This is a genomic window from Janthinobacterium sp. HH102 (genome assembly GCF_001758625.2).
In the GTDB taxonomy this organism is placed as follows: Bacteria; Pseudomonadota; Gammaproteobacteria; order Burkholderiales; family Burkholderiaceae_D; genus Janthinobacterium.
The window spans coordinates 1,744,788-1,770,873 of the sequence record NZ_CP062062.1 but is presented as its reverse complement, the minus strand read 5'-3'; the positions used below and the strand labels follow the sequence as shown (position 1 = coordinate 1,770,873).

Below are 26,086 nucleotides of genomic sequence, written 5' to 3'. Positions count from 1 at the left end.
AAAAACCGCCTGGCGGGATCAACCCGGCAGGCGGTCTGTCAGCACGACGTCAGGACGGGATCAGCGTACGCGGCGCAGCGAGGAAATCTGGTTTTCCATGCTGTTCAGGCGGCCATATTCGCCCGGCCCGATCACTTCGCAGCGGCCATGGAAGTTCGAATCGCTGCACACTTCCCACTGGCCCTCGTTGACGACGATGGACGAGGCGCGGTCGTTGAAGTTGTAGCGCACCAGGTCTTCCGCATTGCGGTCCAGCGCCAGCGGTTCGCCGCGCATGCCCGCTTCGGGGAACAGCAGGACGGCGCCGCGCTGCTGGTACTGCGGCTGCTGGTATTGCGGATACTGGGGCTGGTCGTACTGCGGCCGCTGGTACTGATTATCGTACTGCTGCTGGCGGCGCGCCTCGCGCTCGTCAACCATGCGCGCCGACGAGACGCGCCCATCGAGGCCGCGTCCCAGGTCGTCGTGGCGGCCAGGGCCGAAGATGCGGCACACGCCGTTGTAGTTCGAATCGCTGCACAGCTGCCAGTAACCGTTATAGACGACGATGCTGGTGGTGCGGTCGTTGAAACCGATATTGACGAAATCGTCCGTGTCGCGGTTCAGGCGCGCCGAGCCGCCATTCTGGCCCGCGCCCGAATACACTTCCAGGGTGCCGCCACGGCCATAGCCGCCATGGCCCCGGTCGGGATCGCGTCCCGGGCGTCCTGGATTGTTGCCATCGCCGCGCCCCGACTCGCGCACCGAACTGATGGCGTCGTTCATGCCCGGCATCGAACGGTATTCGCCCGGTCCCAGGGTACGGCAATTGCCGCGAAAACCGGCATCGGTACACACATCCCACGTGCCCGAACGCACCAGGATGCTCGACACCTTGTCGTTGAACCCAAAGCGCGACAAATCGTCCGTCGTCTCGCGCAGGTTCACTGCGCGGCCACGCAGATCAACGTCTTCGAACAGGGTGATATCGCCTGCATGGGCGGCCGCATGAGCCCCCAGCGAGAGCAGCAAGGTCGCCGCGCATGCCAGCGTGTGTTTGAAAGGGCCCGTCATGATTAACTCCATTCTTCATTCTTTGGTGATGATTTGCCTGGCGGTTGCGCCAGGATGCTAGTGTAACAAATACAAGGCCATGCGGAAGGCCCGGTCATGCGTTCAGTACAGCCGGCGCAGCGAGGAAATACGCTTGTCGAGCGTCGTGTTCAGCACTTCATACTTGCCCGGCCCCATGCGCTCGCAGCTGCCGTTGAACTGCGAGTCCGTGCAGACTTCCCAAGTACCCTCGTTGATGGCGAGGGATGCGGCCTGGTCGTTGAAGTTCAGGCGCACCAGGTCGCTGACGTCGCGGTTCACCTGCAGCCCTGGTCCCTTCAGAAAAGCGCGGCCATACAGCACCACCAGGCCCTCGTCATTTTGCGGACGATTCTCTTCGCGCGGATCGACCAGGCGCGCCGACGACACGCGTCCATTCAGGCTGCCCAGGTCATCGTGGCTGCCAGGCCCGAACACGCGGCAGCTGCCACGGTAGTTGGAATCGCTGCACAACTGCCAGTAGCCATATTCGACACGCGCGCTGCTGGCGCGGTCGTTGAAGCTGATGTCGACCAGGTCGTCGCGGTCCGAGTTCACGCCGGCCGACGCGCCGCGCTGGCCGCCGTCGGCGAACAACTCCAGCGCCGCGCGGCGTCCACCGCCGCTGCCGCTGCCGCTGCCCTGCCCGGCGCCGGTTTCCCGCACAGACGAGATTTTATCGTTCATGCCCGGCATCGAGCGGTAGTCGCCCCGTTCCAGCGTCTTGCAATCGCCCTTGAAATCGGCATGCGTGCACACTTCCCAGCTGCCCGAATCGACCTGGATGCTCGAGACGGTGTCATTGAAATTAACGCGCGACAAGTCGTCCGTCGTATCGCGCAAGACCACCACCCTGCCCTTGAAATTGTCATCGGTGTACAGGCGGATCTCGCCGGCCTGCGCCGCGAGGTGGACAAACAGCGAACTGGCACACAGCAGAGCAAAGGCGAACGGGCGATTCATGGGGCGGTCTCCGGTGGCGGCAAAAGTGTAAGTGATCGACATGACAACTGATGTCAGTGTAGCCATCCACAGAAAAAACGGTGTAACAAAGTATGCGAAAAGCACAATAAATTGTTACCAAAAGCAATAACAGGCCCCTGCGGGCCTGTTATTGCCACTTCGCGTACTTCCTGCCCCGCGTCAGCGCACTTCGCGCACCGACGAGATGCGGTTGCTCATGCGTTCAAGGCTCGCGTACTCGCCCGGCGCCAAGGTGCGGCAGCGGCCACGGAAGCCCACGTCTTCGCACACTTCCCAATAGCCGGATCGCACGCGCACGCTTTGCACCGTGTCATTGAAATCGCGCTCGCGCAAATCGGCCGAAGCGTTGCTCACGCTCAAGCTGCGGCCGGCGAAATCGTCGCGCGTATAAAAGGTCAGCTCGCCGCCCAGCGAGCGCCCGGGCAAATGGCCGCGCTCGCGGTCACGGCGGCCGTCCCAGTCGCGTCCCCGGTCGCGCTCACCGTCACGGTCGCGGCCCCGATGGCCGTCCCAGCCGCCGCGCACTTCGCGCAGCGACGTGATCTTGTTGGCCTGGCCGTCCAGCGACGGATACTCGCCCGCCTCGAGCAGGAAGCAGGCGCCGCGGAAATCGGCGTCCTCGCACGCTTCCCAGCGGCCCGAGCGCACGCGGATGCTTTGCGTCGTGTCGTTGAAACGCAGATCTTCCAGGTCGGCGACGGCGTCGCGCACGGTCTGTGAGCGGCCGTGATAATCGTCGCGCGAATACAGGGTCAGTTCGCCGGCGCCGGCCAGTTCGGCCGTCATGGCGGCGCCCAGCAACAGGGCGCAGTTCAGGGTATGTCTCAGCATGGTCTTGCTCCATAGTCAGGGTACTGCGGTTGACTATTTGGTCATTTTGCCAAATAGAGCGCGCAGTCTATCCGCGACTGGCCCACTTAGCTGTAACAAATGATTACCGTGCCGGTCCGGCCGCCGGGGCGCCCCGGCGGACAAGCAGGGCGAATGCCGGTAGAATCTTGTGTTTAGTCAAGCTTGCAGACCATGCCACACACTACCTCGTTCACCCTGCCCGCCATCCGCACTGAAGTCTCGTCGCTGTGGAAACTGGCCTGGCCCATCCTGATCGGCCAGCTGGCCACCGTCGGCATGGGCGCGGCCGACGTGGCGATGACGGGGCACACGAATCCCGAGGAACTGGCGGCCGTGTCGCTGGGCGCGGCCATCTGGTCCATCGTACTGGTGACGGTGAGCGGCATCATGATGGCGATCAATACCTTGGTGGCGCATGAAATCGGCGCGGCGCGCCACGACCGCGTGCCGCACATCGTGCGCCAGTCGCTGTGGAAGGCGCTGCTGGTCGGCCTGGTCGCATGCCTGCTGACGAACATGGCGGCGCTGGTATTCGACCACCTGATGCTGGAACCGGCCGTGGCGTCCAAGGCCAAGCTGTTCGTGCACATCATCAGCTGCGCGCTGCCGCCGTTTGCCGCCTACCGCGCGCTGTACGGCTACAGCACCAGCATCAACCAGACCAAGCCCGTGATGGTCATCGCGCTGGCCGCGCTGGCGCTGAATATTTTCGTCAACTACCTGCTGATCTACGGCCACTGGGGCATGCCGAAACTGGGCGGCGTCGGCTGCGCCGTGGCCACCACCTGCTGCGTGTGGATGATGCTGCTGGCCATGCTGGCGTGGATCCGGATCGCCCCCGCCTATCACGCCACGTATCCGTTCACGCACTGGGAATGGCCGCAACTGTCGTCAATCGGCCCCATGCTGCGCCTGGGCCTGCCCATCGGCGTCACGTATTTTGCCGAAGTGAGCGCCTTTGGCGTCATCAGCCTGCTCGTGGCGCGCTTCGGCGTAATCCAGGTGTCGGCGCACCAGATCGCCCTCAATTTCTCGTCCGTCGTCTTCATGGTGCCGCTCACCTTCGGCATCGCGCTGGTCACGCGCGTGGGCCATGCCGTGGGCGAAGCCAATCTGCGCCGCGCGCGCTTCATTTCGTGGGTGGGCGTGGCCATGTCGCTGACGGCGGCCATCGTCTCGGCCACCCTGATCACCGTCTTCCGCCACCAGATCGCGCAAGCCTACACGTCCGACCCGCAAGTGCAGGAACTGTGCGCGCAGCTGCTGCTGTTCGCCGCCCTGTTCCAGCTGTCCGACGCGACGCAGGTGGCCACTTCCTGCGCCATCCGCGGCTACAAGGTAACGCGCCAGCCGATGCTGATCCAGCTGCTGGCCTTCTGGGGCTTCTCGCTGCCGATCGGCTATGTGCTGGGCCTGGCGCCGCAAGGCTTCATCTGGTCGCCGGCCGAACCGATGGCCGCCGCCGGCTTCTGGATCGGTCTGGTCACGGGCTTGACGGTGGCCGCCGTGCTGCTGACCTGGTATCTGAACCGCCTGTCGCTGCAGCGCCTGCGCGCAGCCTGAGACAAGGAGCACTCCATGCCCAAGGAGCACACCATGCCGCAACAACGCCCCTTCAAGCAAGTCGATGTCTTCAGCAGCGTGCCATTCCTCGGCAATCCGCTGGCCGTGGTGCTCGACGCGAATGGCCTCGACGACGCGCAGATGCAGGCCATCGCGCGCTGGACGGGCTTGTCGGAAACCACCTTCGTGCTGGCGCCGCGCGACCCGGCAGCCAATTACCGCGTGCGGATTTTTTCGCCCGAGATGGAATTCCCGTTCGCCGGCCACCCGACGCTGGGCACGGCGCACGCCCTGCTTGATGCGGGCATGCAGCCCAAGGGCACGCGCATCGTGCAGGAATGCGGCGTCGGCCTGGTACAGATAGAACGGGCTGCCGGCGGCGTGCTGGCGTTCCAGGCACCGCCCTGCAGCACGCGCGCGCTCGAACCCGCGCTGCTGCCGCTGCTGCAAACGGCGCTGGGCGGAGAACTGGCCGCGGGCGGCACCGTCGCCGACATGGGCATCCGCTGGCTGTGCGTGCCGCTGGCCAGCGCCGCGGCCTGCCTGGCCGTGCGCGCCGACATCGCCGCGCTGACGCCATTGCTGGCCGCCTGCGGCGCCGACGGACTGGCGCTGTACGGCCCGCACGCGGCGGACGGGCCGGCCGACTACGAAGTGCGCGCGCTGCTCAGCGAGTGTGGCACGCTGGTCGAAGACCCCGTCACGGGCAGCGCCAACGCCTGCATCGCGCACCTGCTGGCGGGCGCCGACTACACGGTCCGCCAGGGCACGTGCCTGCAGCGCGACGGCCGCGTGTCCGTGACTTTCCGCGATGGCCACGCCTGGATAGGCGGCGCATGCCTGACGGTAATCGAAGGCACGATATTGGCCTGAACGGGGCAAAGCGCCATGGAATGGGCGGCTGCTGGACATTTTTGACGAAGTAAATACGGCCATGAACGGTTTATTCCGTGGCTGGCGCTATCGCATAAACAGGCACGCTCTGGTATCGTCTTACGCTTAGGCAACGCTCAAGCTCGCCTGTACATGCAGTGCCCTTCTTCTTCCAACTACCGAGACATCCATGCGTTTTATTCTTTGTTTTCTGGCCGCGATGGCCAGCGTTCCCGCATCGGCTGAAAAGCTGACCCTGGAACGCATCCACGCCGATCCGGCGCTGGCCGGCCCCGGCGTGCGCAACCTGAAGGTCTCGCCCGACGGCGAGCGCGTCACGTTCCTGCGCGGCCGCGCCGACAACCAGTTCCAGCTCGACCTGTGGGAATTCAAGCTCAAGGACAAGAGCACGCACCGCCTGGTCGACTCGAAGGCACTGGTGCCGAATGAAACGATTTCGCCCGAAGAGCAGGCGCGCCGCGAACGCGAGCGCACGGCCAGCCTGAACGGCATTCTCAGCTACAGCTGGTCGCCCGATGGCAAGCAGCTGCTGGTGCCGCTGGCCGGCAATCTCTACCTGGTCGACGCGGCCCATCCGGACAAGGCGCGCCTGGTCGCCAAGGGCAATGTGCTCGATCCGAAAATCTCGCCGAAAGGCCGCTACGTGTCGTTCGTGCGCGACCAGAACATCCATGTGATCGACCTCAAGACGGACAAGGAACGCCAGCTGACCACCGACGGCAAGGGCACGATCCGCAACGGCGAAGCCGAATTCGTGGCGCAGGAAGAAATGGGCCAGCGCACCGGCTACTACTGGGCGCCGGACGATTCCGCCATCGCGTATAAACGCTATGACGAAGCGCCCGTGCCCGTCGTGCGCCGCTTTGAAATCTTCGCCGACCGCACCGATGTCGTGGAACAGCGCTACCCGGCCGCGGGCGACCCGAACGTGCTGGTGCAGCTGCTGATCGTCTCGCCGGAAACGGGCGTGCAGCGCCAGGTGGACCTGGGCACGAACCCGGACATCTACCTGGTGCGCGCCGACTGGAGCGCGGACGGCAAGTCGCTCGTCTACCAGCGCCAGTCGCGCGATCAGAAGACCCTGGACCTGGTCGCCGTCGATGCCACGACGTTGGCGCAGCGCACCCTGCTGACGGAAACGTCGACAACCTGGGTCAGCATCCATGACGACCTGCGCTTCCTGTCGAACGGCACCTTCCTGTGGTCGTCCGAGCGCACGGGCCGCAACCATCTGTACCTGTACGACATGAGCGGCAAGCTGCTGCACCCCGTCACTTCCGGCGAGTGGGGCATCGACAGCGTGCTGGCCGTGAACCAGAAAACCGGTAAAGTGTTCGTGTCGTCGAACCGCGACGCCGTGATCGACAAGCAGACCTACGCCCTGGCCCTCGACGGCAGCACGGCCGACAAGCCGCAGCGCGTGACGAAAGCGGACGGCTGGCACGACACGACGTTCTCGCGCAATGGCGAAGTCTTCGTCGACACGTATTCCGACCCGGCCACGCCGCCGCAGGTCAGCATCCGCCGCCCGGACGGCGCCATGGTGGGCTGGCTGGAAGAAAACGCGCTCAACGCCAGCCACCCGTACTTCAAGTACAAGGCCGACCACCTGCCGACGGAGTACGGCACCCTGAAGGCCAACGATGGCCAGACCCTGCACTATTCGATCGTCAAGCCATCGAACTTCGATGCGGGCAAGCGCTATCCCGTCTACCTGTCGACGTACGGCGGCCCGCACTCGCAGCACGTGGCGCGCCGCTGGGGCAACAACTTCGACCAGTACATGGCGCAGCAGGGCTTTGTCGTCTTCCGCCTCGACAACCGGGGCTCGTCGCGCCGCGAGCGCGCGTTCACGGACGCCATCTATCACAAGCTGGGCGCGGCCGAAGTGGCGGACCAGCTGGTGGGCATCGACTGGCTGGGCAAGCAAAGCTTCGTCGATCCTAAACGCATCGGCGTGTTCGGCTGGAGCTACGGCGGCTTCATGACCCTGCGTTTGCTGTCGGCCGCGTCCGACAAGATCGCCATGGGCGTGTCGGTGGCGCCCGTGACCGACTGGTCGCTGTACGACACCCACTACACGGAACAATTCCTCGGCATGCCGAAGGAAAACGTGGACGGCTACAAGGCCAGCACCGTGTTCGCCCACCTCGACGGCCTGAAGTCGCCGCTGCTGCTGGTGCATGGCATGGCCGACGACAACGTCCTGTTCAGCAACAGCACGCGACTGATCGACGCGCTGGTCAACCGCGGCGTGCAATTCGACCTGATGACGTATCCAGGTGCCAAGCACGGCATCTCGTCGCGCGCGGGCCAGCGCCACGTGTACAAGAAAATCGAGCTGTTCTTCAAGCAGAACCTGATGCAGCCAGCACAGTAAACTTGCGCTGCATCAAATAAAAAACCGCCGCCTGTCTTGCGACAGGCGGCGGTTTTTTTATGCTGGAGCAGAAATTATGGCTTGCGGGTCACAGTTTCGACTGCATCCTTGACGTCGCCAACTTTCTTCTGCACTTTGCCTTCGACCTGGTTTGCCAGGCCCTTGGCTTGCTGTTCTTCGCTGCCGACGACTTTGCCAGCGGCTTCCTGGATTTTACCGCCGACTTCCTTCAGTTTACCTTCGACTTGATCTTTGTTCATGATAAATCCTCACTGTAGTTGGTACATCTGTTGTCCAGCCCAAAGGGCCGGTACTGCGGCTCACACGCCGTTGCAAACTGCTTGCTGCGTGTCGATGTATCCATAGTACGCCCGAGGCCGCAAAAACTATGTACGGTTCCTAACACATGCCCAAATTCATACAAAATGCGTCCATCAGGCTGGCTTACGCCAGACGGTGGCCAGCCACGGCTGCTGTTCGCGCGGCAAGCCCGGCGGACGGTAGTACTGCTCGACGAGGGTAAAACCGGCCGCCTGCACGTACACGGCCCAGCTCGCTTCGTCATGGTAGCTGCCGTAGCGCGCGCCATTCCAGCCTTCCTCGTTCTGCCCGCGCGGGTTCGAGCTGAACAGCACGCCGCCCGGTTTCAGGCACGCGTACAAAGCGCGCAGCACGCCGGGCAAGGCGGCGCTGGGCACGTGGAACAGTACGGCATTCGCGAACACGCCGTCGAAGTGTGCGGCGGGCAGGTCGAGGTCGACGAAATCCTGCTGCCACACGGTACAGCCGCTGTAGGCGCGCGCCATCCCGACGAAACGGGGGCAGCCGTCGACGCCCGTCGCGTGGTGCCCCAGGGCCGTGAACGCCTTCAGGTCGCGGCCGGGGCCGCAACCGAGGTCGAGGATGGCCAGCGGCGCGGGCTTGCCGATGGCGTTCAGCAGCGCGGCGATGTTCTGGCTGACGTCGTGATCGCGCGTGCCTTCGAAAAACTGCTCGGCGCTGGCGTCGTAATGGGCCAGAGTGCGGCCCGTGATGGCGTGGATGGGATCTTGCGGTGGGGTCGGCTTCATGGCGCTCCAATCAGTAATCACGCCATTTTACGGTGCCGGCGCGCTGCGCGTCCGGCACCGTCAATGACTACCAGACGCGCACGCGCTGTTCCGGCGCCAGGTATAGCTGCTGCCCCGGCTTGACGTCGAAGGCCGGATACCAGGCGTCGAGGTTGCGCACGGTGGCGGCGCGGTATTGCGCCGGCGCATGGCCATCCGTGAGGATTTGCTGGCGCGCCGCCGCTTCGCGCGCCTTGCTGCGCCAGCTGACGCCGTAGCCGATGAAGAATTCGCGGTCCGCCCCCGCCTGCGCCGGCTTGTCCTGCTGCGACAAGGTGAACGCGTCATAGGCCGCTGCCACGCCGGCCAGGTCGGCCAGGTTTTCGCTCAGGGTCAGCTGGCCATTCACGGCCAGGTCGGGGAACGGTTTGTAGGCGGCGAACTGTTCCACCAATTGCTTGGATGCCGCCTGGAAATGCGCCAGGTCGGCCGGCGTCCACCAGTCGCGCAGCTTGCCCTGGGCGTCGAACTGCGCGCCCTGATCGTCGAAGCTGTGGCTGATTTCGTGGCCGATGGTGGCGCCGATGCCGCCATAGTTGGCCGCATCGGATGCTTGCGGGTCGAAGAATGGCGGCTGCAGGATGGCGGCCGGAAAGTTCAGCGCATTTTGCAGCGGCAAGTTGACGGCATTGACCAGCTGCGCCGGCATGGCCCAGGCCTTGCGGTCGGGCGACTGGCCCAGCTTGGCCAGTTCCTGCCGGTAATGGAACTGCTCCGCCCGCTGCACATTGCCCAGCGCATCGCCGCGCACCACGCGCAAGCCCGCATAGCTTTCCCACTGTTCGGGGTAGCCCACGCCCACGTACAGGGTCTTGAGTTTTTCCTGCGCCTGCGCCTTGGTGGCCGGCGCCATCCAGTCCAGCTTGTCGATGCGGCGCGAGAAGGCGGCGACGATATTCGTCACCATGTCTTGCACACGGGCTTTCGATTCAGGCGGGAAATAGCGTTCCACGTACAGCTTGCCGACGGCGTCGCTCAGGGCCGCATTCGTCGCGGCCAGCGCCCGCTTGCTGCGCAGCGACTGCTGCGGCGTGCCGCTCAGGGCGCTGCCATAGAAGGCGAAGCGCTGTTCGGCGGCCGCCTTCGGCAAGATGGTGCTGAAATGGTTGATCGCGTGGAAGGCGAGGAAATCCTTCCACGTGGCCAGCGGCACGCTCGCCGCCAGCGCGGCGCTGCCCGTCATGGCCGTCGGATGCCAGACGATGAAATCGTTCTGCCGGCCCAGCCCTGCCGCCTGGAAAAAGGCTTTCCAGTCGAGTCCCGGCGCCTTGCTGGCGAAGTCGGCGGCGCGCCACGCATTGTTGCCCTTGGCGACATCGGCCGAATCCTCGCGGCTGGCGTGACTTGCGGCAATTTGCTGTTCCAGCGCAAACACGCGCGCGGCGCGGGCCGGCGCATCGCGATAGCCGGCCTGCTTGAGCATGGCGGCAATATGCGCCTGGTAGCCCGCGCGCAAGCCCTGCATGCGCGCGCTGTCGCTCTGGTAAAACGCGCGGTCGGGCAAGCCCAGTCCGCCCTGCAGCAGGTAGGCCACATTGCGCGTGGTGTCGTTCAAGTCTTGCGCGACCCACAGGCCGAACAGGTTTTCCGTATAAAAATTGGTGGCGTTGAGCGGGTCGACGTCGGCGCGCAGGCTCTCGCCCAGCGCGCGGGCCAGCCCTGCCTGGTCGCGTATGCCGTCGATCTTCTTGAGCAGCGGCTTGATCGGCGCCCAGCCTTTCGCTTCGATAGCCGCTTCATCCATCCAGGAACGGTAAAAATCGCTGACCTGGCGCGCCGATGCATCCGCCTGCGGCGCCGCCGCCAGACCTTCGACGAGGCCGATGATGCGCTCGTTGGTGGCGTTGGCGAGGATGGCGAACGAGCCCCAGCTGCTGCGGTCGGCGGGAATTTCCGTGCTGCGCAGCCAGTCGCCATTCACGTAATCGTAGAAATCGTCACCGGGCGAGGCCTTCGCGGCAGCGGGGGCGGCGGCGCTGGCGGCCCCTTGCTGGCCATGCGCCCGGGCGGGCAAACCGGTCAGCGAAACGCCGGCCAAGGCGAGGATGATGGCGGCCTGGACTGGCGTCCGGGACCAGGAAAAACGCAAACCGTGCATGGCGATCCTTTCGATGTAATAGCCAAAATCATAACCTGAAAATCCTGCCTTTTTGGGGCGAAAAAGCATCCCCTAACTTTTTTGCATGCGGACAAAAAATCGGCATATAGTGGCACGACCGCATCCCGTACCGCACGAACGCCAAGGAGATTGCCATGCAACTGGAAGCGCTGTTCCAGCATCCCCACGCCCTGCCTGCCGCCCCGAAGATCGTCGATGAACTGGTGCGCAGTTTCGACAACCCCGCCATCGCCACCGAAGACATCGCGCGCAAGCTGGGAGCGGACCCGGCCTTGAGCGCCAAGCTGCTGCGGCTGGCCAACTCGGCCTATTACCATGTGTCGCGCAGCATCGGCACGGTGGAAGATGCCGTGCTGATGCTCGGTTTTGTGACCGTGCGCACCCTCGTCATCAGCTCGGGCCTCGTCAGCGGTTTCAAAGCCGTGCCGGGCCTGAATTTGCCGCAGTTCTGGCGCTACAGCCTGCACAGCGCCGTATCTGCCCGCTGGATCGCGAAGCAGACGGGCGACAACCAGGATCTGGCTTTCACCATCGGCATGATGCATGCGATCGGACAACTGGTGATCCATGCCGCCATGCCCGAGCAAGCAATGCAGCTCGACAAGATCGCCCCGCCGCTCGACGCGCGCCGGCTCGACGCGGAGCGGGTGTCGCTGGGCTACGATTATGCGCAGGTGGGCGCCGAACTGGCGCGCCGCTGGAAGTTTCCGCCCGCCTTTGCCGAGGCCATCGCCGCCTTCCCCGCTCCGCTGGCCAAGCCACCATTGAACCGCCTGGCGGCCATCATCCACCTGGCCGCCTGGCGCGCGCGCATCGATGAAAACCAGCTGAGCAATGAAGAAATCATCGCCTGCTATCCCAACGCGGTGGCCGAAGCGCTCGGTTTGCCGCCCTCCGTGCTGGTCGACAGGATGCCGCCGCTTGCCGAACTGAGCGCGGGCCTGGAAGAACTCGTCAAGTAAGCTGGCCGTTGCCCGCATCGCCAACCGAGCAGGCATGCGGGTTTGCGGGCATGCCGGCTGCCCGCAAAAAAACATCCAAATTATTTTCACTTTTTTTCAAAAACACCCTCAAGTTCCCGTTGGACCCGCCGTTAATCTAGACAAGCGGTAATCCATTCACTAGTTACGGGTGTGCTCATGACCTCCAACGACGTTCTCTCGATGTATGAAAATATTGCAGGAATGACCAATCAAATGGTCGTGGCCGCACGTTCGAGCGACTGGGATGGCTTGGATACCCTGGAAAACCAGTGCGCCAGCGCCGCCAGCGCGACCATGACGGGCAAGGCGCCTGCCCTGGCCGGCGCCTCGCGCCTGCGCAAGATCGACTTGCTCAAGCAAATCCTGGCCAATGACCGCGAAATCCGCGCCATCACGGAACCGTGGATGACCCAGCTGTCGAACGCCATGCCAGGCTCGCGCGCCCGCATGTAAGAAGCTTGCCGCGCCAGAAACGACAAAAGCACCCGCGGGTGCTTTTTTTACGTCTATCACCCTGGCAGCGAGCGCGCCATCTGCGGCGCTCAAAACGGCAAGGCGGGGGAATTTGGAAGGCGAGCCCCAGGTATCTCCTGGCGTCGCCTCGCTGCCGGTTGCATCCGGCGTTCGCGAGCACATCGTCGGCATCGCGAACCGCTTCCAGACCCAGGCGTTTATGCAACGCTACACCTGGTTTGCCGCGCCACACTATCGTTGGTGACTGCGCCAGGCTGGGGCTGTTTTGTCGTAGAGCAAGTCCACTGAATTCATCATAGCACCATCTTTAAGAAACAGGCAACGTGCTTGGCAAGCGTTTCCATGTATTTTTTCAATATCTTTTTTTATATCAAATTGTGGGCGGCCTTGCGGCAGCATTAACGCGAGAACGGCTCCGTTTCCGGTTCGGCCGCCGCCCCTTCTTCCACCGCCTCCGTCAAGACGGGCACATCCTTCTTCCTGCGGCCGAACGGCTTGCGCAGCAAGACCCAGTATTTCGACGGCGCGCCCGGACCCGCCGCTTGCCTGCGCTTGCGCACGATGTACACGATAAGCGCCGTCAGCAGCAGGAAGACCAGGGTGCCGATACCGAGCCACAGCATGCCGCCCGATTTCTTTTCCTTGTCGACTGCCGGCGCCGCGTGCAGGGGTTTCGGTTTCGCATGGGGCGCTTCCGCCACGGCCGGCGCGGCGGCGGGCGGCACGGCGGCTGCAGGCAGGGCCAGCGCCTTTTGCAAGACGCCGATCTTGCCTTCCAGTTCGCCCAGCTTTTCAGTCAGGGCCGTGTTTTTCTCGTCCAGCCCCACGCACGCTGCTGCCTGCCCCGTCTCCGCCTGCGGCGCGCAGGCGGCCACGGGCGCTGCGGCGCGGCGCGGCAGCGCGGGGGCGGCCAGTTTGGGTGCGGCGGGCGGCGGCACGAACACGCGCCCCGGACGCACGAGGCCCTCGGCCCGCGCGCGGGCCGCCAGCGCGGCGGCATCGGGCGACGGCGCGACGGGTACGGCGCGTGGCAACGGCACAGGCGTGGAGACCGGCGCGGGCAACGGAATAGCTGGCCGGACTGGCGCACTGGCGGGTACGGCGGCGGGCGGCGCCGGCGTCAGCCACAAGGTGCCCAGGCGCACGACGGCGCCGCTGCCATTGCCCAGCAATAAATACAGGTGCACATGCCCCGCCTGGATCGCTTGCCGGGTGCTCACGCGCACATAGTGGCGCCCACCGCGTTCCAGCGGGCTGATCGTCAATGCCTGCAGGGCCGGGTCCATGCCGATGCCGCCACCGCGGTACACATCGGGCGAAGCCAGGCGCACGGTCACGCCATTGGCCTCCTCGGGCGCCAGGGCCGTCAGTTCGATCTCGGCCAGCAGGGGCTGGCCCACGTGCGACAGGACGGCCATGTCGCCCAGTTCGGCCGCCATGACGGGCGGCAAGGCCAGGCTGGCGGCGGCGCACGCGATCAAAGACCAACGGGGAAGGATGCTGCTCTGCATGGACTGATCGCTTTGATAACAGGATAAATAATGGGGACTCGCCTGTCTTTAACGGCAGGAAATCGCAAAAATATAGATGGGTCAGGGCAAAAATGATGCAATACAGCATCATCCTGTGCCTTTTTGACGTCTGGAGTACACTCGATCCACCTCCATCGATGAAAGGGATGCCATGAGTAGCAGAATCGAACGCGACAGTTTCGGCCCGATCGACGTACCCGCCGACCGGCTGTGGGGAGCGCAAACGCAGCGCTCGCTCGAGCACTTCCATATCTCCACGGAAAAGATGCCACCCGAACTGATCGCCGCCCTGGCCACCGTCAAGCGCGCGGCCGCCCACGTCAACCTGGACCTGGGATTACTGGATGGCAAGAAAGCCATCGCCATCACGCAGGCGGCCGACGAAGTGCTGGCCGGCAAGCATGACGCAGAATTCCCGCTGGCCGTCTGGCAAACAGGGTCCGGCACGCAAAGCAATATGAACATGAACGAGGTGCTGGCCAACCGCGGCTCCGAGCTGATCGGCGGCTTGCGGGGCGCCGAGCGCCTGCTGCACCCGAACGACGACGTCAACCTGGGCCAGTCCTCGAACGACATTTTCCCCACCGCCATCCATGTGGCGGCCGCGCTGGCCGTCGCCAACACGGTCTTGCCGCCGCTGCGCCAGCTGCGCGCCACCCTGGACGCGAAAGCCACGGAGTTTGCCGACATCGTCAAGATCGGCCGCACACATTTGCAGGACGCGACGCCGCTGACCCTGGGGCAGGAATTTTCCGGCTACGTGGCGCAGCTGGACTTTGCCGAGCACATCATCACGGCAGCGTTGCCGCCGCTGCTGCAGCTGGCCGCCGGCGGCACGGCCGTGGGCACGGGATTGAATGCCCATGTGGAATTTGCCGGCCGCATCGCCGCCGAACTGGCACGCCTGACGGGCCAGCCGTTCGAAACGGCCAGCAACAAGTTTGCCGCCCTGGCCGCCCACGATGCCTTGGTCGCCGCCCATGGCGCTTTCAAAACCCTGGCCACGGCCTTGATGAAAATCGCCAACGACGTGCGCTGGATGGCGTCCGGCCCCCGCTCCGGCCTCGGCGAAATCACGATCCCCGAAAACGAGCCGGGCAGCTCCATCATGCCGGGCAAGGTCAATCCCACCCAGTGCGAAGCGCTGACCATGCTGTGCTGCCAGGTCTTCGGCAACGATGTGGCCATCACGGTGGGCGGCGCCTCGGGCAATTTCGAGTTGAACGTCTTCAAGCCCTTGATTGCACACAACTTCCTGCAAAGCGCGCGCCTGCTCGGCGACGGCATGCGCAGCTTCGACGAGCATTGCGCCCACGGCATCGCGCCGAACCGCGCACGCATCGCCGAACTGATGGAACGCTCCCTGATGCTGGTCACGGCGCTGGCGCCGCACATCGGCTATGACAAGGCGGCGCAAATCGCCAAGCAGGCCCAGCACGAAGGCACGACCTTGAAGGAAGCGGCGCTGGCCCTGGGCTTTGTGACGGAAGAGCAATTCGGCGCATGGATCGTGCCGCTGGAGATGACGCGGCCCAACAAAAGCTGACTTACACCCTGCATTGCTGGCGGCTTCAGGTAAACTATGGATTAGTTGAGGTCGTCATCAAGTGTTGAAAACACATCATTGCAATAAGGGATACAATGCAAAAAGTAAGCTTTGATTTAACATCCGAGTTCGTCGAGCTGAACCAGCTGCTCAAGCTGGTCGGCTTGTGCGACAGCGGTGGCGCAGGCAAGGTCATGGTCGATAGCGGCGTGGTAAAGGTCGATGGCAAGAAGGAATTGCGCAAGACCGCCAAGATCCGCGCCGGCCAGGTCGTCAGTGTGGGCGATATCCGTATCACGGTCGTCGCTCCTGTCTGACCCCGGCATGGGGCGCGAAAGCGGCCCCATGCGTACAGCCAGCACTCCTGCCAGCCCGGCTGCCCAAGTCAAGCTGCGACACGTCGTTATTGTCAGATAAATATCGATTGCAGAAGGGAAGCGCCATGGACCATCCCGAACAAGGTACGCGCAGCCAGGAACGCCTGATCGGCGACTTGCGCCAGGTAATAGAAAACGCGGAAGAATTACTGCGTAACACAGACAAATACACCAGCAGCCTGTACCAGAGCGCGCGCGCCAGGCTGCAACTGGCCCTCGTCGCGGCCACGGCCGAACTGGCCCGCTTTGAAGAAGAGCAAGTCACGCGCATGATGGATGCCACCCTGGCCGCGAATGCCCTGTACCGCGATCAGACGGGCGAAGCGCGACTGCTGCGCGCCTTCGAATAAACCGTCACGCTGCCAGGACCGCATGCGCCAGCCACTGGCGCAGGTGCGCGGTCAGGTCGAAGGCCGGGTCCAGCTCGAACGCCGCATCGAGCGCGGCGCCGAACGTTTGCCCCTGCTGCAGGGCTTGCAAGGCGGCATGCGCAGCCGCATCGAGCACCAGCAACTGCGCTTTCCAGCGCGGCCGGCAGACCAGCGCCCAGCTCGCCACCTGCAGATCTTGCGGAAACATCCCCGAACCGTCTTCCTCCTGATGCGCCTGCCACAAGGCCGCCACCTGCCAGTCGGACACGAGCAAGGTGCAAGCGGGATGCAAGGTAAAACGCCGCATTTCCAGCTGATCGGGATGCAGGGCGGCCAGCGACTCGGGCGCCAGCGCTTGCGCATCGGCCGCGTAATGGGCCAGGTGCAAGGCCCATTCCAGGCGTGCCATGTCCGGCAGGTAGGGCAATGCGGCCACGGGCGGGAAAGCCGCCAGAAAATCGGCGAAACGGGCGCCAAACTGGTTCAAATCGGCGCTATCGGATGGCATCTGCCGGCCATACGCGCGCGCCAGGCCGCCAAAGAAATCCTCGCCCACCAGCGCCAGCACGACGGGATAGGCGTGGCCCAGGGTACGGCGCCAGGTGGCGCTCAAGTTGCCGCGGTACAGCGCGAAACGCTGCGGCACCGCCCCTCCGGCGAACGATGGCAATGTTGCCCCGGTATCGAGCAAGGCTATGGCAAATGCCTGCTGGCCAGCGACCAGCGCGTCAAGCGACGCGGGTAGCGGCGGGGACGGCGGCGACGCTGCCTGCCATGATGGCGTTTGCGGCGCATGGCGCGCCAGCATGGCTTGCGCCTTGTCCGCTTCGCCCAGCAGGATATCGAGCGGCGGCAAATCCGTGTCCCATTCGACGAGGGTGGGAATGGCGCCAAAGCGTTGCAAGGCGGCCGCATATAGCTCCCAGACGGGATCGGCCACGGCGGCGCCATGGTGGTCGATCACGGCGTGCGGCGTCAGCAGATGGCCGCCCAGGTGCAGTTCGCCCACGCTGCCCGGCGCGATGGCTTGCATCGCAAGCATGGCGTCCTCGCCGTGGTTGCACTGGTTCACATACAGGTTATTGATATCGAGCAGCAGCCCGCAACCGCTGCGGCGCGCCAGTTCCGCCAGGAATTGCGCCTCGCTCATGGCATCGTCGGCAAAACGCAGGCAAGTGGAGACATTCTCCAGCAAGATCGGCCTTTTCAGCACATCCTGCACCCTCCCCACTCTTGCACACAGTAAATCGAGGGCCGCGCCATTCAAGGCCAGCGGCAACAGATCGTTGAGTTGCTGCTGCACCACGGCGCCCCAGCTCAGGTGTTCCGACACAAGGGAAGGTTCGATACGCTCGACCACGGCGCGCACGCGCTGCAAATGACTCTCGGAAAAGCCGCGCGCGGATCCCAGGCCGAGGCCCACCCCATGCAGGCTGATGGGGTAATCCTGACGCAGAGTCTGCAGCACATGGTTATCCCAGCCCGACGGCTGCAGATAATTTTCAGTGTGCACTTCCAGCCAGCCAACCTGGGGCCGGCGCGCCAGAAAGTCGCGGTAGTGCGCGGCGCGCAGGCCGACGCCGGCAAGCGCCTGAATGGGCGGCGGCATGGGCAGGCGGCGGACGCTTACGGCTGCGTGGCCGGCTTTGCCGTCTTGCCGGCCTTGATGGGCTTGACGGAACCGCCCGCCTGTTCGCACGTCCCCTTGGCAACATACGCCCATTCTGTGGGCAAGTTGTCCGCCTCCGCCTGGCCCGCGCAGGAATGCGCGCCATCGGAAGAAGCGCAATCGTTCTGCCCGGCCTTGGCCACGCCATAGCATTTTTCCTTGTCGCCCGGGGCGGGGCCATCGTGGGCGGCCGCATTGACGGAAGTACCGGCACAGAGGCCCGCGAGGGCGGCGGCGATGAGAGCTTGACGTTTGTTCATGGGGATTCCTCTTGCATGGGTCAAAGTAAAGTGGGCACGCCCCGGGCTGCACGATGGACAACGCGAGGTGATGGACGTCATTCTACTGAATCGGCCGGGTCATGGCGAACGGAGACGGGAGGACGGCGAAAAGGATGGCGAAACGACAGACAAAAACGCCCACGCGCCACCGTCGATGACGGTGGTGTGGGCGTATCTATGGCGAGCGCCGGACTGGCGCCGCGGGACCGCGCTCAGGCTGTCGTGTTGATGCGGTTACCGAGATGAGCCGGCAGACTTGGCGCCGATTGTACCGGCGGCAACGCTGCCAGCAAGGCGGTGGCGGTCGAGCTTTGGATATCCTGAGCTTTTTTCAGGACAGTCAAGCCAACGGCTTGCCGCGTGCCTGTCTCCGCCATCGTGGTTGACAGTTGAGCAATGCTTCCGACGTCCATACGTTTCTCCAATGAGGTTCTACTCTTGTTAACGGATGCCGCCGGCAAACCTTTAGCTTATTTTTCCAGCCTGTGCAGCAACCAGGCCAGCACGTGCTCGCGGGCATTCAAGTCCAGCCATTGCACGCCGTCGCGCAAGTCGGCCGGCGCCGGACTGTCGGAGGCGACGGCGATCACATGCGGGTCATGCGGATACAGGGGCGCCTGCCCTACTTCCGGACGGAACACTTCCAGCTTGGGAATCGGGTCCGTCTTGAAACCCTCGACCAGGGTCAGGTCTGCCGGCCCCATGCGGGCCAATTGCTGCGCCAGGCTCGGCTCAGGAGCCCCGCGCAGCTCATGCACGATGGCAAACCGATACGGCGACGCCACCAGCACCTCCGCCGCCCCCGCCATGCGCAGGCGGGCGCTGTCCTTTTGCGGCGGTTCCAGCGCCAGGTCATGGTGGCTGTGCTTGACTAGGTTGACGCGCAAGCCGCGCGCCGCCAGTTCCTTCACCACAAATTCCAGCAGGGTCGTCTTGCCGCTGCCGGAACGGCCGATCACACCGAGTACCGGGTGTGGGGGCATCGCATCGTGCATGGTCACTCCTTGATTGAGAAGGAATGATTATACGCAGCCCCACGGGCGCGACCGCCGGCGCAGACCCGGTGCATCGTCCAGCTCTTCATCCAAGTCACGCGACTCCAGGTTTTTCGCCATTCCCGTCGGCAAGAGGCGCCGGCTTGCCGCCTTGCCGACGGCGCCGTCCCGACGACTTCGGCGCTGCCGCGCCCGCCGTTTTACCCGCCGTTTTACCCGCTGTTTTGCCCGCTGCTTTGCCATTTAGCGCATGTGCATTCCTGGCCGTGCGCGCCAATTGCCGGTGGGCGGCGATCGCGCCCGCCTCGGCATCGGACTGGAAGGGGACGGCGGCAGCGGAGGCCAGCTCGCCATCAGACTGGCAAGCGGGCGTCGGGGGGGCGAAATCCTGCGCCCGCACATCGGCCTCCCAGGCGGCGCGCTGCGCCACGACGGCGGCGGGCACGGCGGGTGCAGCGCGGGCTTGCGCCAGGGTCAGCACGGCGCCCAGACCGCTGGCGGCCGCCACGCGCGCGCCCATGGGGGGCAAGCTGCCATCGGCGGCGCGGCAAAAACGCTGCAGGATGGTTTTGATGATCGACGTGTGATCGTATACCTCGTGGCTGACGCTGCCCGGCGCGATCAGCGGCGACACCAGCAGCATGGGCACGCGTACACCGTACTGACGAAACGCAGGGTCGTCGTCGATGGCGGGGCCAGGCGGCACATGGTCGAAAAAGCCGCCGTGCTCGTCATAACTGAGGATCAGCAAGGTGCGCGCCCAGGCGGGGCCGCGCGACAGGGCCTGGTAGACCTGCGCCACCAGCGCCTGGCCGGCGCGGATATCGGTCGGCGGGTGGTCGTCGTTTTCAAAGAAATGCGGATCGATCCAGCTGACCGAGGGCAAGGCGCCCGCCAGCGCATCGCCGATGAAGCCATAGCGGAGCGCGCTCGATCCGAACGGTTCGTACAGCTCGGACGAACGGTAATGGTCGTCCGTCAGCGCCAGGCTCCAGGGCTTCCAGGCGGAATAAAATTTCCAGCTGACCTGGGCGCGGTCGAGGTGGCGCACGAAGGATTTGTTCGTGTACAGGGGCACGCGCTTGCTGTCGCGGCTGCCGGCCGCCTTGCCGCTGATCGCATACAGGCGGTTGGGCCAGGTCGCGCCAGGAACGGAGCTGTAGCAGCGGTCGCAGACGCAGAACTGCTGTGCCAGGAAATCGTACATGGGCAGGTCGGCCCCATTGTAATAGCCCATTGCCAGGTCGATGTCGGGGTCGCCCGGATGCGTTTGCGCATAGTCGTCGACAAAGCCGCCATTATTATTTTGCAATTGCTGCGCCACCGACGTGCCCGTATGCGACGGGTCTTGCTGCGGGCCAAAGGCCGTGCGCCGCAAATGGTGCACGGGATAGCGGACGCCCGCATGCACGTTGGCATGGCTGGCCTGCAAGCCATCGATATCGGCGCGCCCGCCTTCGAGGCTCAGGTAGCCGAGCATGTGATCAAAGGAACGGTTTTCCATCATCAGCACGACGATATGGTCGATGCGCGCCAGGTTACCCAGGCCATGCGCATCAAAAGCACCCTCACCAGCTGCGGCAGCAATCATCGGAACTCCCCGGCCGCGCACACGGTCGCAGCGACCCTGGTTCGACCAGGCCAAACCAGTATGGTTCAGCTATGGGGGCCCGGCCTTGATGCACAACAACTCAATACGGCACGCGGTAGCGGTAACCCTTGAAACTGAAGATGGCCGCTTTCGGCTGCAATTTTTCCAGTACCAGGCCGGGCGCCAGTTCCTCGCCTTCGTGGCGCAGGACCTTGTCGATCAGCAACAGGCGGTCCGCCGGATTCTTCGAATAGATATAGCCGCCGATGGCGACCGGGGGGATTTGCCGCTGTATCGGCTCGGGCAGGTCGCGCATGCCGGGCACGGCATCTTCGGCTGCCGGCGGCGGCACGGCCGGAGCCGGAGCCGGGACGACGGGAAGCGCCTGGCCTGGCGTTTCCTGCTTCGGTTCCGCCACAGGCCTGGCATGGTGCACGGGCGCGGCCGTGGCCGCTGGCGGCACGGGCGTGACTTGCGTGACGGGGGCCGGCGCGGATACCGGTACACGGACAGGGACTGCCGGCGGCACGATTGCCGGCAGCGGCGCGGGCGCAGCCTGGGCCAGCACGGCAGGAGCGGCCGCAGGTGCAGCCGCAGGTGCAGCCGCAGGTGCAGCCGTGCCTGCCTGCCAGGGCTGCCAGAACAACAGGGCGGCGGCCACGGCCACCGTCACGCCGCCCAGCGCCAGCCAGACGGGCGCGCGCCGCCCAGCGCCGGACGCGGCCGCATCGTGCAGCTGCACTTGCGGTGCGTGGATCGAGGGCAACTCGCCCAGTTGGCGCTCGGCCTGCGATTTTTTCAGTGCTTCAAGTATGTAGGACATCTTTATTTCCCCGCCACCATCGCCGTCGCAGCGGGCGCCGCCACGGCAGGAGCCGCGCTGCTCAGGCGCGGCTCCGCATTGTCACCCAGCTGCATCAGGCGTATATATGTTTTCGGGCCCGCCAGGCCATCGGCCCGCAGGCTCTGGCTTTGCTGGAAAGCGCGCAGCTGGCTTTGCATCTCGGCATCGAGCGGCAGATTGGCGGCCGGCGCCGGCAAGCCCCGCTGTTGCGCCAGCCGCTGCGCCAACCAATCCACGTCGGCGCCGCGCGCGCCCAGCGGCACTTCGTCGCGCCAGCTGCGCGGAGCGCGCCAGAAGGTCGTGAAGCTGCCATCGCTGCGCTGCGCCAGCTGAGCCAGCGGCAGGCTTTGCTGTTTGCCATCAAGCATCAAGGTGGCGGTATCATCCTGCAGACGCGTCAACAGCGCCAGCTGTTCAGTGCCACCCGCATCGCGCAAGGCCAGCATGGCGGGACGGTCCAGCACGCGAAGCTCGGCGATGCCGCCCCGGCTGTGCAGGCAGCGCAGGCCGGCGCGGGCGCCCGCCTGGCAAGCGTCGCCGGCCGGCAACTGCTCGCCCCACAGGCTGGCCAGCTGGCGCAGCACGGCGTTGCGGTCAGGCACGCTGACGGGCGCGGACGCGGGGACAGGTGTCGCAGCGGGCGCCGCCGACGCCACCACGACGGGCACTTTCGCCACGGCCACTGTGGCAGGCGTGCGTGGCATGAAATGCCAGGCCAGCGCGGCCGTGACCAGCGCACCAGCCAGCACGCCAGCGGCCACGTGCGGCCAGCGCAAGCCCCGTCCGGCAGCCGGCTTGCCCTCTTCCGCAAACACTTCCTCGGCGGCACGGCGCAATATCTGGCGCGTCACCTGCGGCTGGTTTTCCACGTAAGCGCCCAGCAGCGCGCGGTCGCACAGCAGGTTGATGCGGCGCGGCACTCCCTTGCTCAAGGAATGGATGGTCGCCATCAAACGGGGCGCGAACGGCGTCTGCGCCGTACTGCCCGCCACGGCCAGGCGGTGGCGGACATAGCTGGCCGTCTCGTCCTCCGTCAGCGAACCGAGGTGATAACGGGCGATCACGCGCTGCGCCAGCTGCTCCAGCTCGGGCCGGGCCAGCATGGCGCGCAATTCCGGCTGGCCGATCAGGATGATCTGCAGCAGCTTGCGCTCGCTCGTCTCCAGATTGGTCAGCAAACGTAATTGTTCGAGCACGGCGGCGGACAGGTTTTGCGCTTCATCGATGATCAGCACATTGTTCTTGCCCTGCGCATGGCTGGCCAGCAGGTGCGCATTGATGGCGTCGACATAGCCTTTCACGCTGGCCACGCCGGGCGCCACGGCGATGCGGAATTCCTCGCAGATCGACAGCAGCAATTCCTCGACGGACAGCTTCGGATTGAAGATATACGCGAGCTGGCAGTTTTCCGGAATCTGCTCCATGAAGCAGCGGCACACGGTGGTCTTGCCGGCGCCGATTTCGCCCGTCAGCAGCACGAAGCCGCCGCCGCTGCCCACGCCATACAGCAAATGCGCCAGCGCTTCGCGGTGGCGTTCGCTCATGAACAGGTAGCGCGGATCGGGCGCGATCGAAAACGGCGATTGCTTGAGCTGGAAATAATGCGTGTACATGGAGACCCTGCGGATGAAACAATCAAAATGCGCGGCGGCAAGCCGAGACCCTCAGCGGGTGCGGGCGGGCGGCAACGGCTTGTATTTGGCGCAATAGACTTTCGCCTTGCTACGGAAGTAGACGATTTTACTGCCAGGCATTGAACCACGGACAGGAAAGGCGGAATTGTCGAGTTTATTGAAGCGCAGGCCCGAGGAGCCGCGGATGGCCGGCTCCAGCTTTTCCGGCGTCGCGTCCGCCACCACGCCCATGAAGACGAGGGGACTGGTGTCGTCGCTGACGATCACGTCGGTAATCGGCGCGCCCCACAAGGTGGCGTCCGTGCGGAACCAGTAGGCGCCCCCTTCATGCTTGTAGGCGGGGCCGAAGGCCGTCAGCAAATACGCATAAAAAGCTTTGTTGTCGATCTGGTCGATGCACAGCACGGCATTGCCCACCACCTGCCCGAACGTGGACGGCGCCGGCTTTTGCTGCGCCAGCACGCCGGACACGGGCAGGCCAACGGCCAGCAGGGCGAACGCCGCCAGCAGGGCCGGCGCACGCCACGGGCGCGTCAATGAACGGCGCACGCGCATGATCAGCGCTTGCGCTCTTCTTTCTTGACCTTCTTGGCTTCCTTCTTTTCCTTCATGGTCTTGGCCGGTTCTTTCTTGGCTTCTTTCTTGCTGTCCTGTGCCTTGCTCATCATCTACTCCATGCCTGGGCGGAAATGCCTGGGCCATTATGACACTCCCCCATGAAAATGCCACGTCATTTCCCCTATGCAATAGACAGACCGCACCCGGCAAGCACAGGCAGCGCATGCACTTATTTGCAAAAAGACGTTTGCATTTTTGTTTTATTATGTTTTAATACACGAAATTTATAAATAGATATCATTCCGGTGCACTATAAGCAACGCCGGAAAGCATACAAACTGGGGACAGGACAGTACATGGGCCGGCATACGGCGGGACCATGTGTAATCGATTGACAGCCCTCGGCGGAAATAAAGAATATGATGAGAACAATGATCTTGCTGGGCGCGGCCCTGTCGCTCTGGACCGCTGGAAGCACGCATGCGGCGGGCACGGCGCCGGTTCAGAAGGCCAGCTACCAGGCGGCACCCGCCACCCTGGCCACGCGCCTGGCCAGTTTCCAGTCGCAAGACGCCAGCCTGCACGCCCCCGCTTCGCATGAACCGGGCACACATTCGCTGCTGCTGGTCACCATCGTGCTGCTGAGCCTGCGCATGCGCGCCAGAGCCACCACGAGCAGCGAAAAATTCAGTAACTGACGTGAAAACGGCCGCGCAAGGCGGCCGTTCCAGTCACACGTCAGCGTACGATCAGTGCAGGCACAGACGGCGGCGCGTCTTTTCGATCAGCGCCGCATCGTAGGGATACAGGTTCTCGATAAAGAACAATTCCGTTTCCGCCTCATCTTCCAGGCACATTTCGATCATGACCGGGCCATCGCTTTCGCGGCCCAGGAAATCCTTCGGCCAGCGGTTCTTGCGGTGCGTGCGCATCATTTCCATGCCCAGCGCGGCCAGCGGCGCCGACACACCGGCGGCCAGCGCCTCTTGCTGCCAGTCGTCCCAGTACTCGCTCTTTGCTGCCTTGTCGTTCATCATGCTCTTCCAACTCAGGTGTAAAAGCCGGACTTTACTCTTCATGGCGCCCCTTGCCAAGCATGCATGCAAGCAATACCGCATCGCCAACAACAGACCAGTTGGAAAAAATTGGCATTAAACAAGGCCAATTTCAATACCATTCACGAAACACAAAAACTCCTTTATTAACAATCGCTTGCAATCACACCCTCGGGCATGGCGCGTCATCGCGCAACGCATTTGTTAATACCACTTAAATACCTGTTGACAAGCCATCGGGGCGACAATATAGTGCCTTCAGCTTTTTCGCCGCCCGACAAATAAAAGAACCGAGACAGGCGCACTCAACCAAATGCGGGACTGCACAACATGATCGAATACATAATCGGCGTCGATGGCGGGGGAAGCGGTACCCGCGTACGCCTGGCGCGCCTCGACGGCCAGGAACTGGCACAGGGTCAAAGCGGCCCATCCGGCCTGGGACTGGGCATCGAACGGGCGTGGACCTCCGTGGCGCATGCCGTCACCCTGGCCTTCCGCACGGCCGGCCTGGAACAACCCTCCTTGCAGCGCATGGCCATCGGCCTGGGCCTGGCCGGCGTGCACAACAAGCAGTGGGCCGCCAGCTTCGTCGAACACAATCCCGGCTATGCCGCAGTCGCACTCGAATCGGATGCCCTGACCACCCTGCTGGGCGCGCATGCGGGCCAGCCGGGCGCCATCGTTGCCATCGGCACCGGCAGCGTGGGCGAAGTGCTGCACGCGGACGACAGCCGCCATGAAGTGGGCGGCTGGGGATTCCCTTCCGGCGACGAAGCGGGTGGCGCCTGGATCGGCATGCGCGCCATCAACCATGCGCAGCAAGTGGTCGACGGCCGCGTGCCCGGCAGCGCCTTCGCCACGGCCGTCATCGACGCCTGCGGCGGCCAGCGCGACGCCATGCAAGTGTGGCTGGCCGCCGCCAGCCAGACCAATTTCGCGCAACTGGCGCGCCTGGTGCTCGAACACGCGGCCAGCAATGCCGTGGCGCGCAGCATCCTGACCGACGCGGGCCAGCAGATCGCCCTCATCGCCAGGGCGCTCGATCCGGCCGGCGCCTTGCCCGTGGCACTGTGCGGCGGCCTGGCGGCGCCCTTGTCGAGCTACCTGCCGGCGGAACTGTTGCAACTGGTCGTGCCGGCACAGGGCGACTCGGCCGCGGGCGGTCTGCGCCTGATACGCAAGCACTTGCAGGAGCAATGAC

26 protein-coding genes are annotated in these 26,086 nt (G+C 64.4%); 10 read left to right on the top strand and 16 right to left on the bottom strand.

The genetic code is table 11. From position 1 onward, the window contains the following. Window positions 1-60 precede the first annotated feature (60 nt). The 3 genes from JAB4_RS07955 to JAB4_RS07945 all read right to left on the bottom strand — a co-directional run bounded on the left by JAB4_RS07955 (window position 61) and on the right by JAB4_RS07945 (window position 2,886). On the bottom strand, window positions 61-1,053 hold the full coding sequence (locus JAB4_RS07955; RefSeq protein WP_070221817.1) for a beta/gamma crystallin-related protein: 993 nt from the start codon (window positions 1,051-1,053) through the stop codon (window positions 61-63). 102 nt (window positions 1,054-1,155) lie between these two features. Then, window positions 1,156-2,034 (bottom strand): beta/gamma crystallin-related protein, encoded by an 879-nt coding sequence (locus JAB4_RS07950; RefSeq protein WP_070221818.1) that lies wholly within the window; start codon window positions 2,032-2,034, stop codon window positions 1,156-1,158. Window positions 2,035-2,214: 180 nt separating this feature from the next. Continuing rightward, window positions 2,215-2,886, bottom strand: coding sequence for a beta/gamma crystallin family protein (locus JAB4_RS07945; RefSeq protein ID WP_083287163.1), 672 nt, complete (start codon window positions 2,884-2,886; stop codon window positions 2,215-2,217). A 192-nt stretch (window positions 2,887-3,078) separates the two neighbouring features. Here JAB4_RS07945 and JAB4_RS07940 point away from each other — a divergent pair, with 192 nt between their 5' ends. From JAB4_RS07940 to JAB4_RS07930, 3 genes are all read left to right on the top strand, one after another. Further along, window positions 3,079-4,470, top strand: coding sequence for an MATE family efflux transporter (locus JAB4_RS07940; RefSeq protein ID WP_070221819.1), 1,392 nt, complete (start codon window positions 3,079-3,081; stop codon window positions 4,468-4,470). 15 nt (window positions 4,471-4,485) lie between these two features. Further along, entirely contained in the window at window positions 4,486-5,343 is an 858-nt protein-coding gene (locus tag JAB4_RS07935) for a PhzF family phenazine biosynthesis protein (protein WP_227742115.1), read from the top strand. A gap of 190 nt (window positions 5,344-5,533) precedes the next feature. Then, complete coding sequence (locus tag JAB4_RS07930; RefSeq protein WP_070221820.1) at window positions 5,534-7,744, top strand: S9 family peptidase; 2,211 nt, start codon at window positions 5,534-5,536, stop codon at window positions 7,742-7,744. 74 nt (window positions 7,745-7,818) lie between these two features. Here JAB4_RS07930 and JAB4_RS07925 read toward each other — a convergent pair whose 3' ends face one another. From JAB4_RS07925 to JAB4_RS07915, 3 genes are all read right to left on the bottom strand, one after another. After that, a complete protein-coding gene (locus JAB4_RS07925; protein WP_034759763.1) occupies window positions 7,819-8,004 on the bottom strand; it encodes a CsbD family protein in 186 nt (61 codons plus the stop codon). Window positions 8,005-8,178: 174 nt separating this feature from the next. Next, entirely contained in the window at window positions 8,179-8,814 is a 636-nt protein-coding gene (locus JAB4_RS07920) for a class I SAM-dependent methyltransferase (RefSeq protein ID WP_070221821.1), read from the bottom strand. Window positions 8,815-8,881: 67 nt separating this feature from the next. After that, the gene (locus JAB4_RS07915) at window positions 8,882-10,951 is read right to left on the bottom strand and encodes a M13 family metallopeptidase (RefSeq protein ID WP_070221875.1); all 2,070 of its coding nucleotides are present in this window, start codon (window positions 10,949-10,951) and stop codon (window positions 8,882-8,884) included. Between the two features lie 155 nt (window positions 10,952-11,106). On the opposite strand from JAB4_RS07915, the gene JAB4_RS07910 reads away from it, so the two are divergent. Both JAB4_RS07910 and JAB4_RS07905 read left to right on the top strand, forming a co-directional pair. Continuing rightward, on the top strand, window positions 11,107-11,934 hold the full coding sequence (locus JAB4_RS07910) for an HDOD domain-containing protein (protein WP_070221822.1): 828 nt from the start codon (window positions 11,107-11,109) through the stop codon (window positions 11,932-11,934). 222 nt (window positions 11,935-12,156) lie between these two features. Further along, window positions 12,157-12,408, top strand: a complete 252-nt coding sequence (locus JAB4_RS07905; protein ID WP_306532587.1) for a flagellar protein FliT — start codon at window positions 12,157-12,159, stop codon at window positions 12,406-12,408. Between the two features lie 419 nt (window positions 12,409-12,827). Here the strand turns inward: JAB4_RS07905 and JAB4_RS07900 are convergent, their stop codons facing one another. Continuing rightward, entirely contained in the window at window positions 12,828-13,940 is a 1,113-nt protein-coding gene (locus JAB4_RS07900) for a hypothetical protein (RefSeq protein ID WP_139143663.1), read from the bottom strand. Between the two features lie 172 nt (window positions 13,941-14,112). On the opposite strand from JAB4_RS07900, the gene fumC reads away from it, so the two are divergent. From fumC to JAB4_RS07885, 3 genes are all read left to right on the top strand, one after another. Next, window positions 14,113-15,507 (top strand): class II fumarate hydratase, encoded by a 1,395-nt coding sequence (gene fumC, locus JAB4_RS07895; RefSeq protein WP_070221825.1) that lies wholly within the window; start codon window positions 14,113-14,115, stop codon window positions 15,505-15,507. A gap of 95 nt (window positions 15,508-15,602) precedes the next feature. Beyond that, a complete protein-coding gene (locus tag JAB4_RS07890; protein ID WP_035825476.1) occupies window positions 15,603-15,824 on the top strand; it encodes an RNA-binding S4 domain-containing protein in 222 nt (73 codons plus the stop codon). Window positions 15,825-15,949: 125 nt separating this feature from the next. Continuing rightward, window positions 15,950-16,234 (top strand): hypothetical protein, encoded by a 285-nt coding sequence (locus JAB4_RS07885; protein ID WP_070221826.1) that lies wholly within the window; start codon window positions 15,950-15,952, stop codon window positions 16,232-16,234. 4 nt (window positions 16,235-16,238) lie between these two features. Here the strand turns inward: JAB4_RS07885 and JAB4_RS07880 are convergent, their stop codons facing one another. The 8 genes from JAB4_RS07880 to JAB4_RS07845 form a co-directional block, all read right to left on the bottom strand. Continuing rightward, window positions 16,239-17,864, bottom strand: a complete 1,626-nt coding sequence (locus tag JAB4_RS07880) for a DUF692 family multinuclear iron-containing protein (protein ID WP_070221827.1) — start codon at window positions 17,862-17,864, stop codon at window positions 16,239-16,241. A 17-nt stretch (window positions 17,865-17,881) separates the two neighbouring features. After that, window positions 17,882-18,184: a DUF2282 domain-containing protein gene (locus JAB4_RS07875; protein WP_070221828.1), complete on the bottom strand. Its 303-nt coding sequence runs from the start codon at window positions 18,182-18,184 to the stop codon at window positions 17,882-17,884. A gap of 233 nt (window positions 18,185-18,417) precedes the next feature. Continuing rightward, complete coding sequence (locus JAB4_RS07870; RefSeq protein ID WP_034781856.1) at window positions 18,418-18,618, bottom strand: YjfB family protein; 201 nt, start codon at window positions 18,616-18,618, stop codon at window positions 18,418-18,420. A 57-nt stretch (window positions 18,619-18,675) separates the two neighbouring features. Then, window positions 18,676-19,200: a molybdopterin-guanine dinucleotide biosynthesis protein B gene (gene mobB / locus JAB4_RS07865; RefSeq protein ID WP_070221829.1), complete on the bottom strand. Its 525-nt coding sequence runs from the start codon at window positions 19,198-19,200 to the stop codon at window positions 18,676-18,678. A 94-nt stretch (window positions 19,201-19,294) separates the two neighbouring features. Next, window positions 19,295-20,791 (bottom strand): alkaline phosphatase family protein, encoded by a 1,497-nt coding sequence (locus tag JAB4_RS07860; protein ID WP_070221830.1) that lies wholly within the window; start codon window positions 20,789-20,791, stop codon window positions 19,295-19,297. Between the two features lie 100 nt (window positions 20,792-20,891). Continuing rightward, on the bottom strand, window positions 20,892-21,614 hold the full coding sequence (locus JAB4_RS07855) for a general secretion pathway protein GspB (RefSeq protein ID WP_070221831.1): 723 nt from the start codon (window positions 21,612-21,614) through the stop codon (window positions 20,892-20,894). Window positions 21,615-21,616: 2 nt separating this feature from the next. Further along, complete coding sequence (locus JAB4_RS07850; RefSeq protein ID WP_070221832.1) at window positions 21,617-23,248, bottom strand: ExeA family protein; 1,632 nt, start codon at window positions 23,246-23,248, stop codon at window positions 21,617-21,619. Between the two features lie 51 nt (window positions 23,249-23,299). Continuing rightward, entirely contained in the window at window positions 23,300-23,824 is a 525-nt protein-coding gene (locus JAB4_RS07845) for a hypothetical protein (RefSeq protein ID WP_070221833.1), read from the bottom strand. A 422-nt stretch (window positions 23,825-24,246) separates the two neighbouring features. On the opposite strand from JAB4_RS07845, the gene JAB4_RS07840 reads away from it, so the two are divergent. Beyond that, the gene (locus tag JAB4_RS07840) at window positions 24,247-24,525 is read left to right on the top strand and encodes a hypothetical protein (protein WP_139143662.1); all 279 of its coding nucleotides are present in this window, start codon (window positions 24,247-24,249) and stop codon (window positions 24,523-24,525) included. Between the two features lie 51 nt (window positions 24,526-24,576). On the opposite strand, the gene JAB4_RS07835 is transcribed toward JAB4_RS07840, so the two are convergent. Further along, window positions 24,577-24,864 carry a hypothetical protein gene (locus JAB4_RS07835; RefSeq protein ID WP_034759823.1) on the bottom strand — a complete coding sequence of 96 codons (288 nt, stop codon included), beginning with the start codon at window positions 24,862-24,864 and terminating at the stop codon, window positions 24,577-24,579. A gap of 348 nt (window positions 24,865-25,212) precedes the next feature. Here JAB4_RS07835 and JAB4_RS07830 point away from each other — a divergent pair, with 348 nt between their 5' ends. Then, a complete protein-coding gene (locus JAB4_RS07830; protein WP_070221835.1) occupies window positions 25,213-26,085 on the top strand; it encodes a BadF/BadG/BcrA/BcrD ATPase family protein in 873 nt (290 codons plus the stop codon). The last annotated feature ends 1 nt before the right edge of the window (window position 26,086 follow it).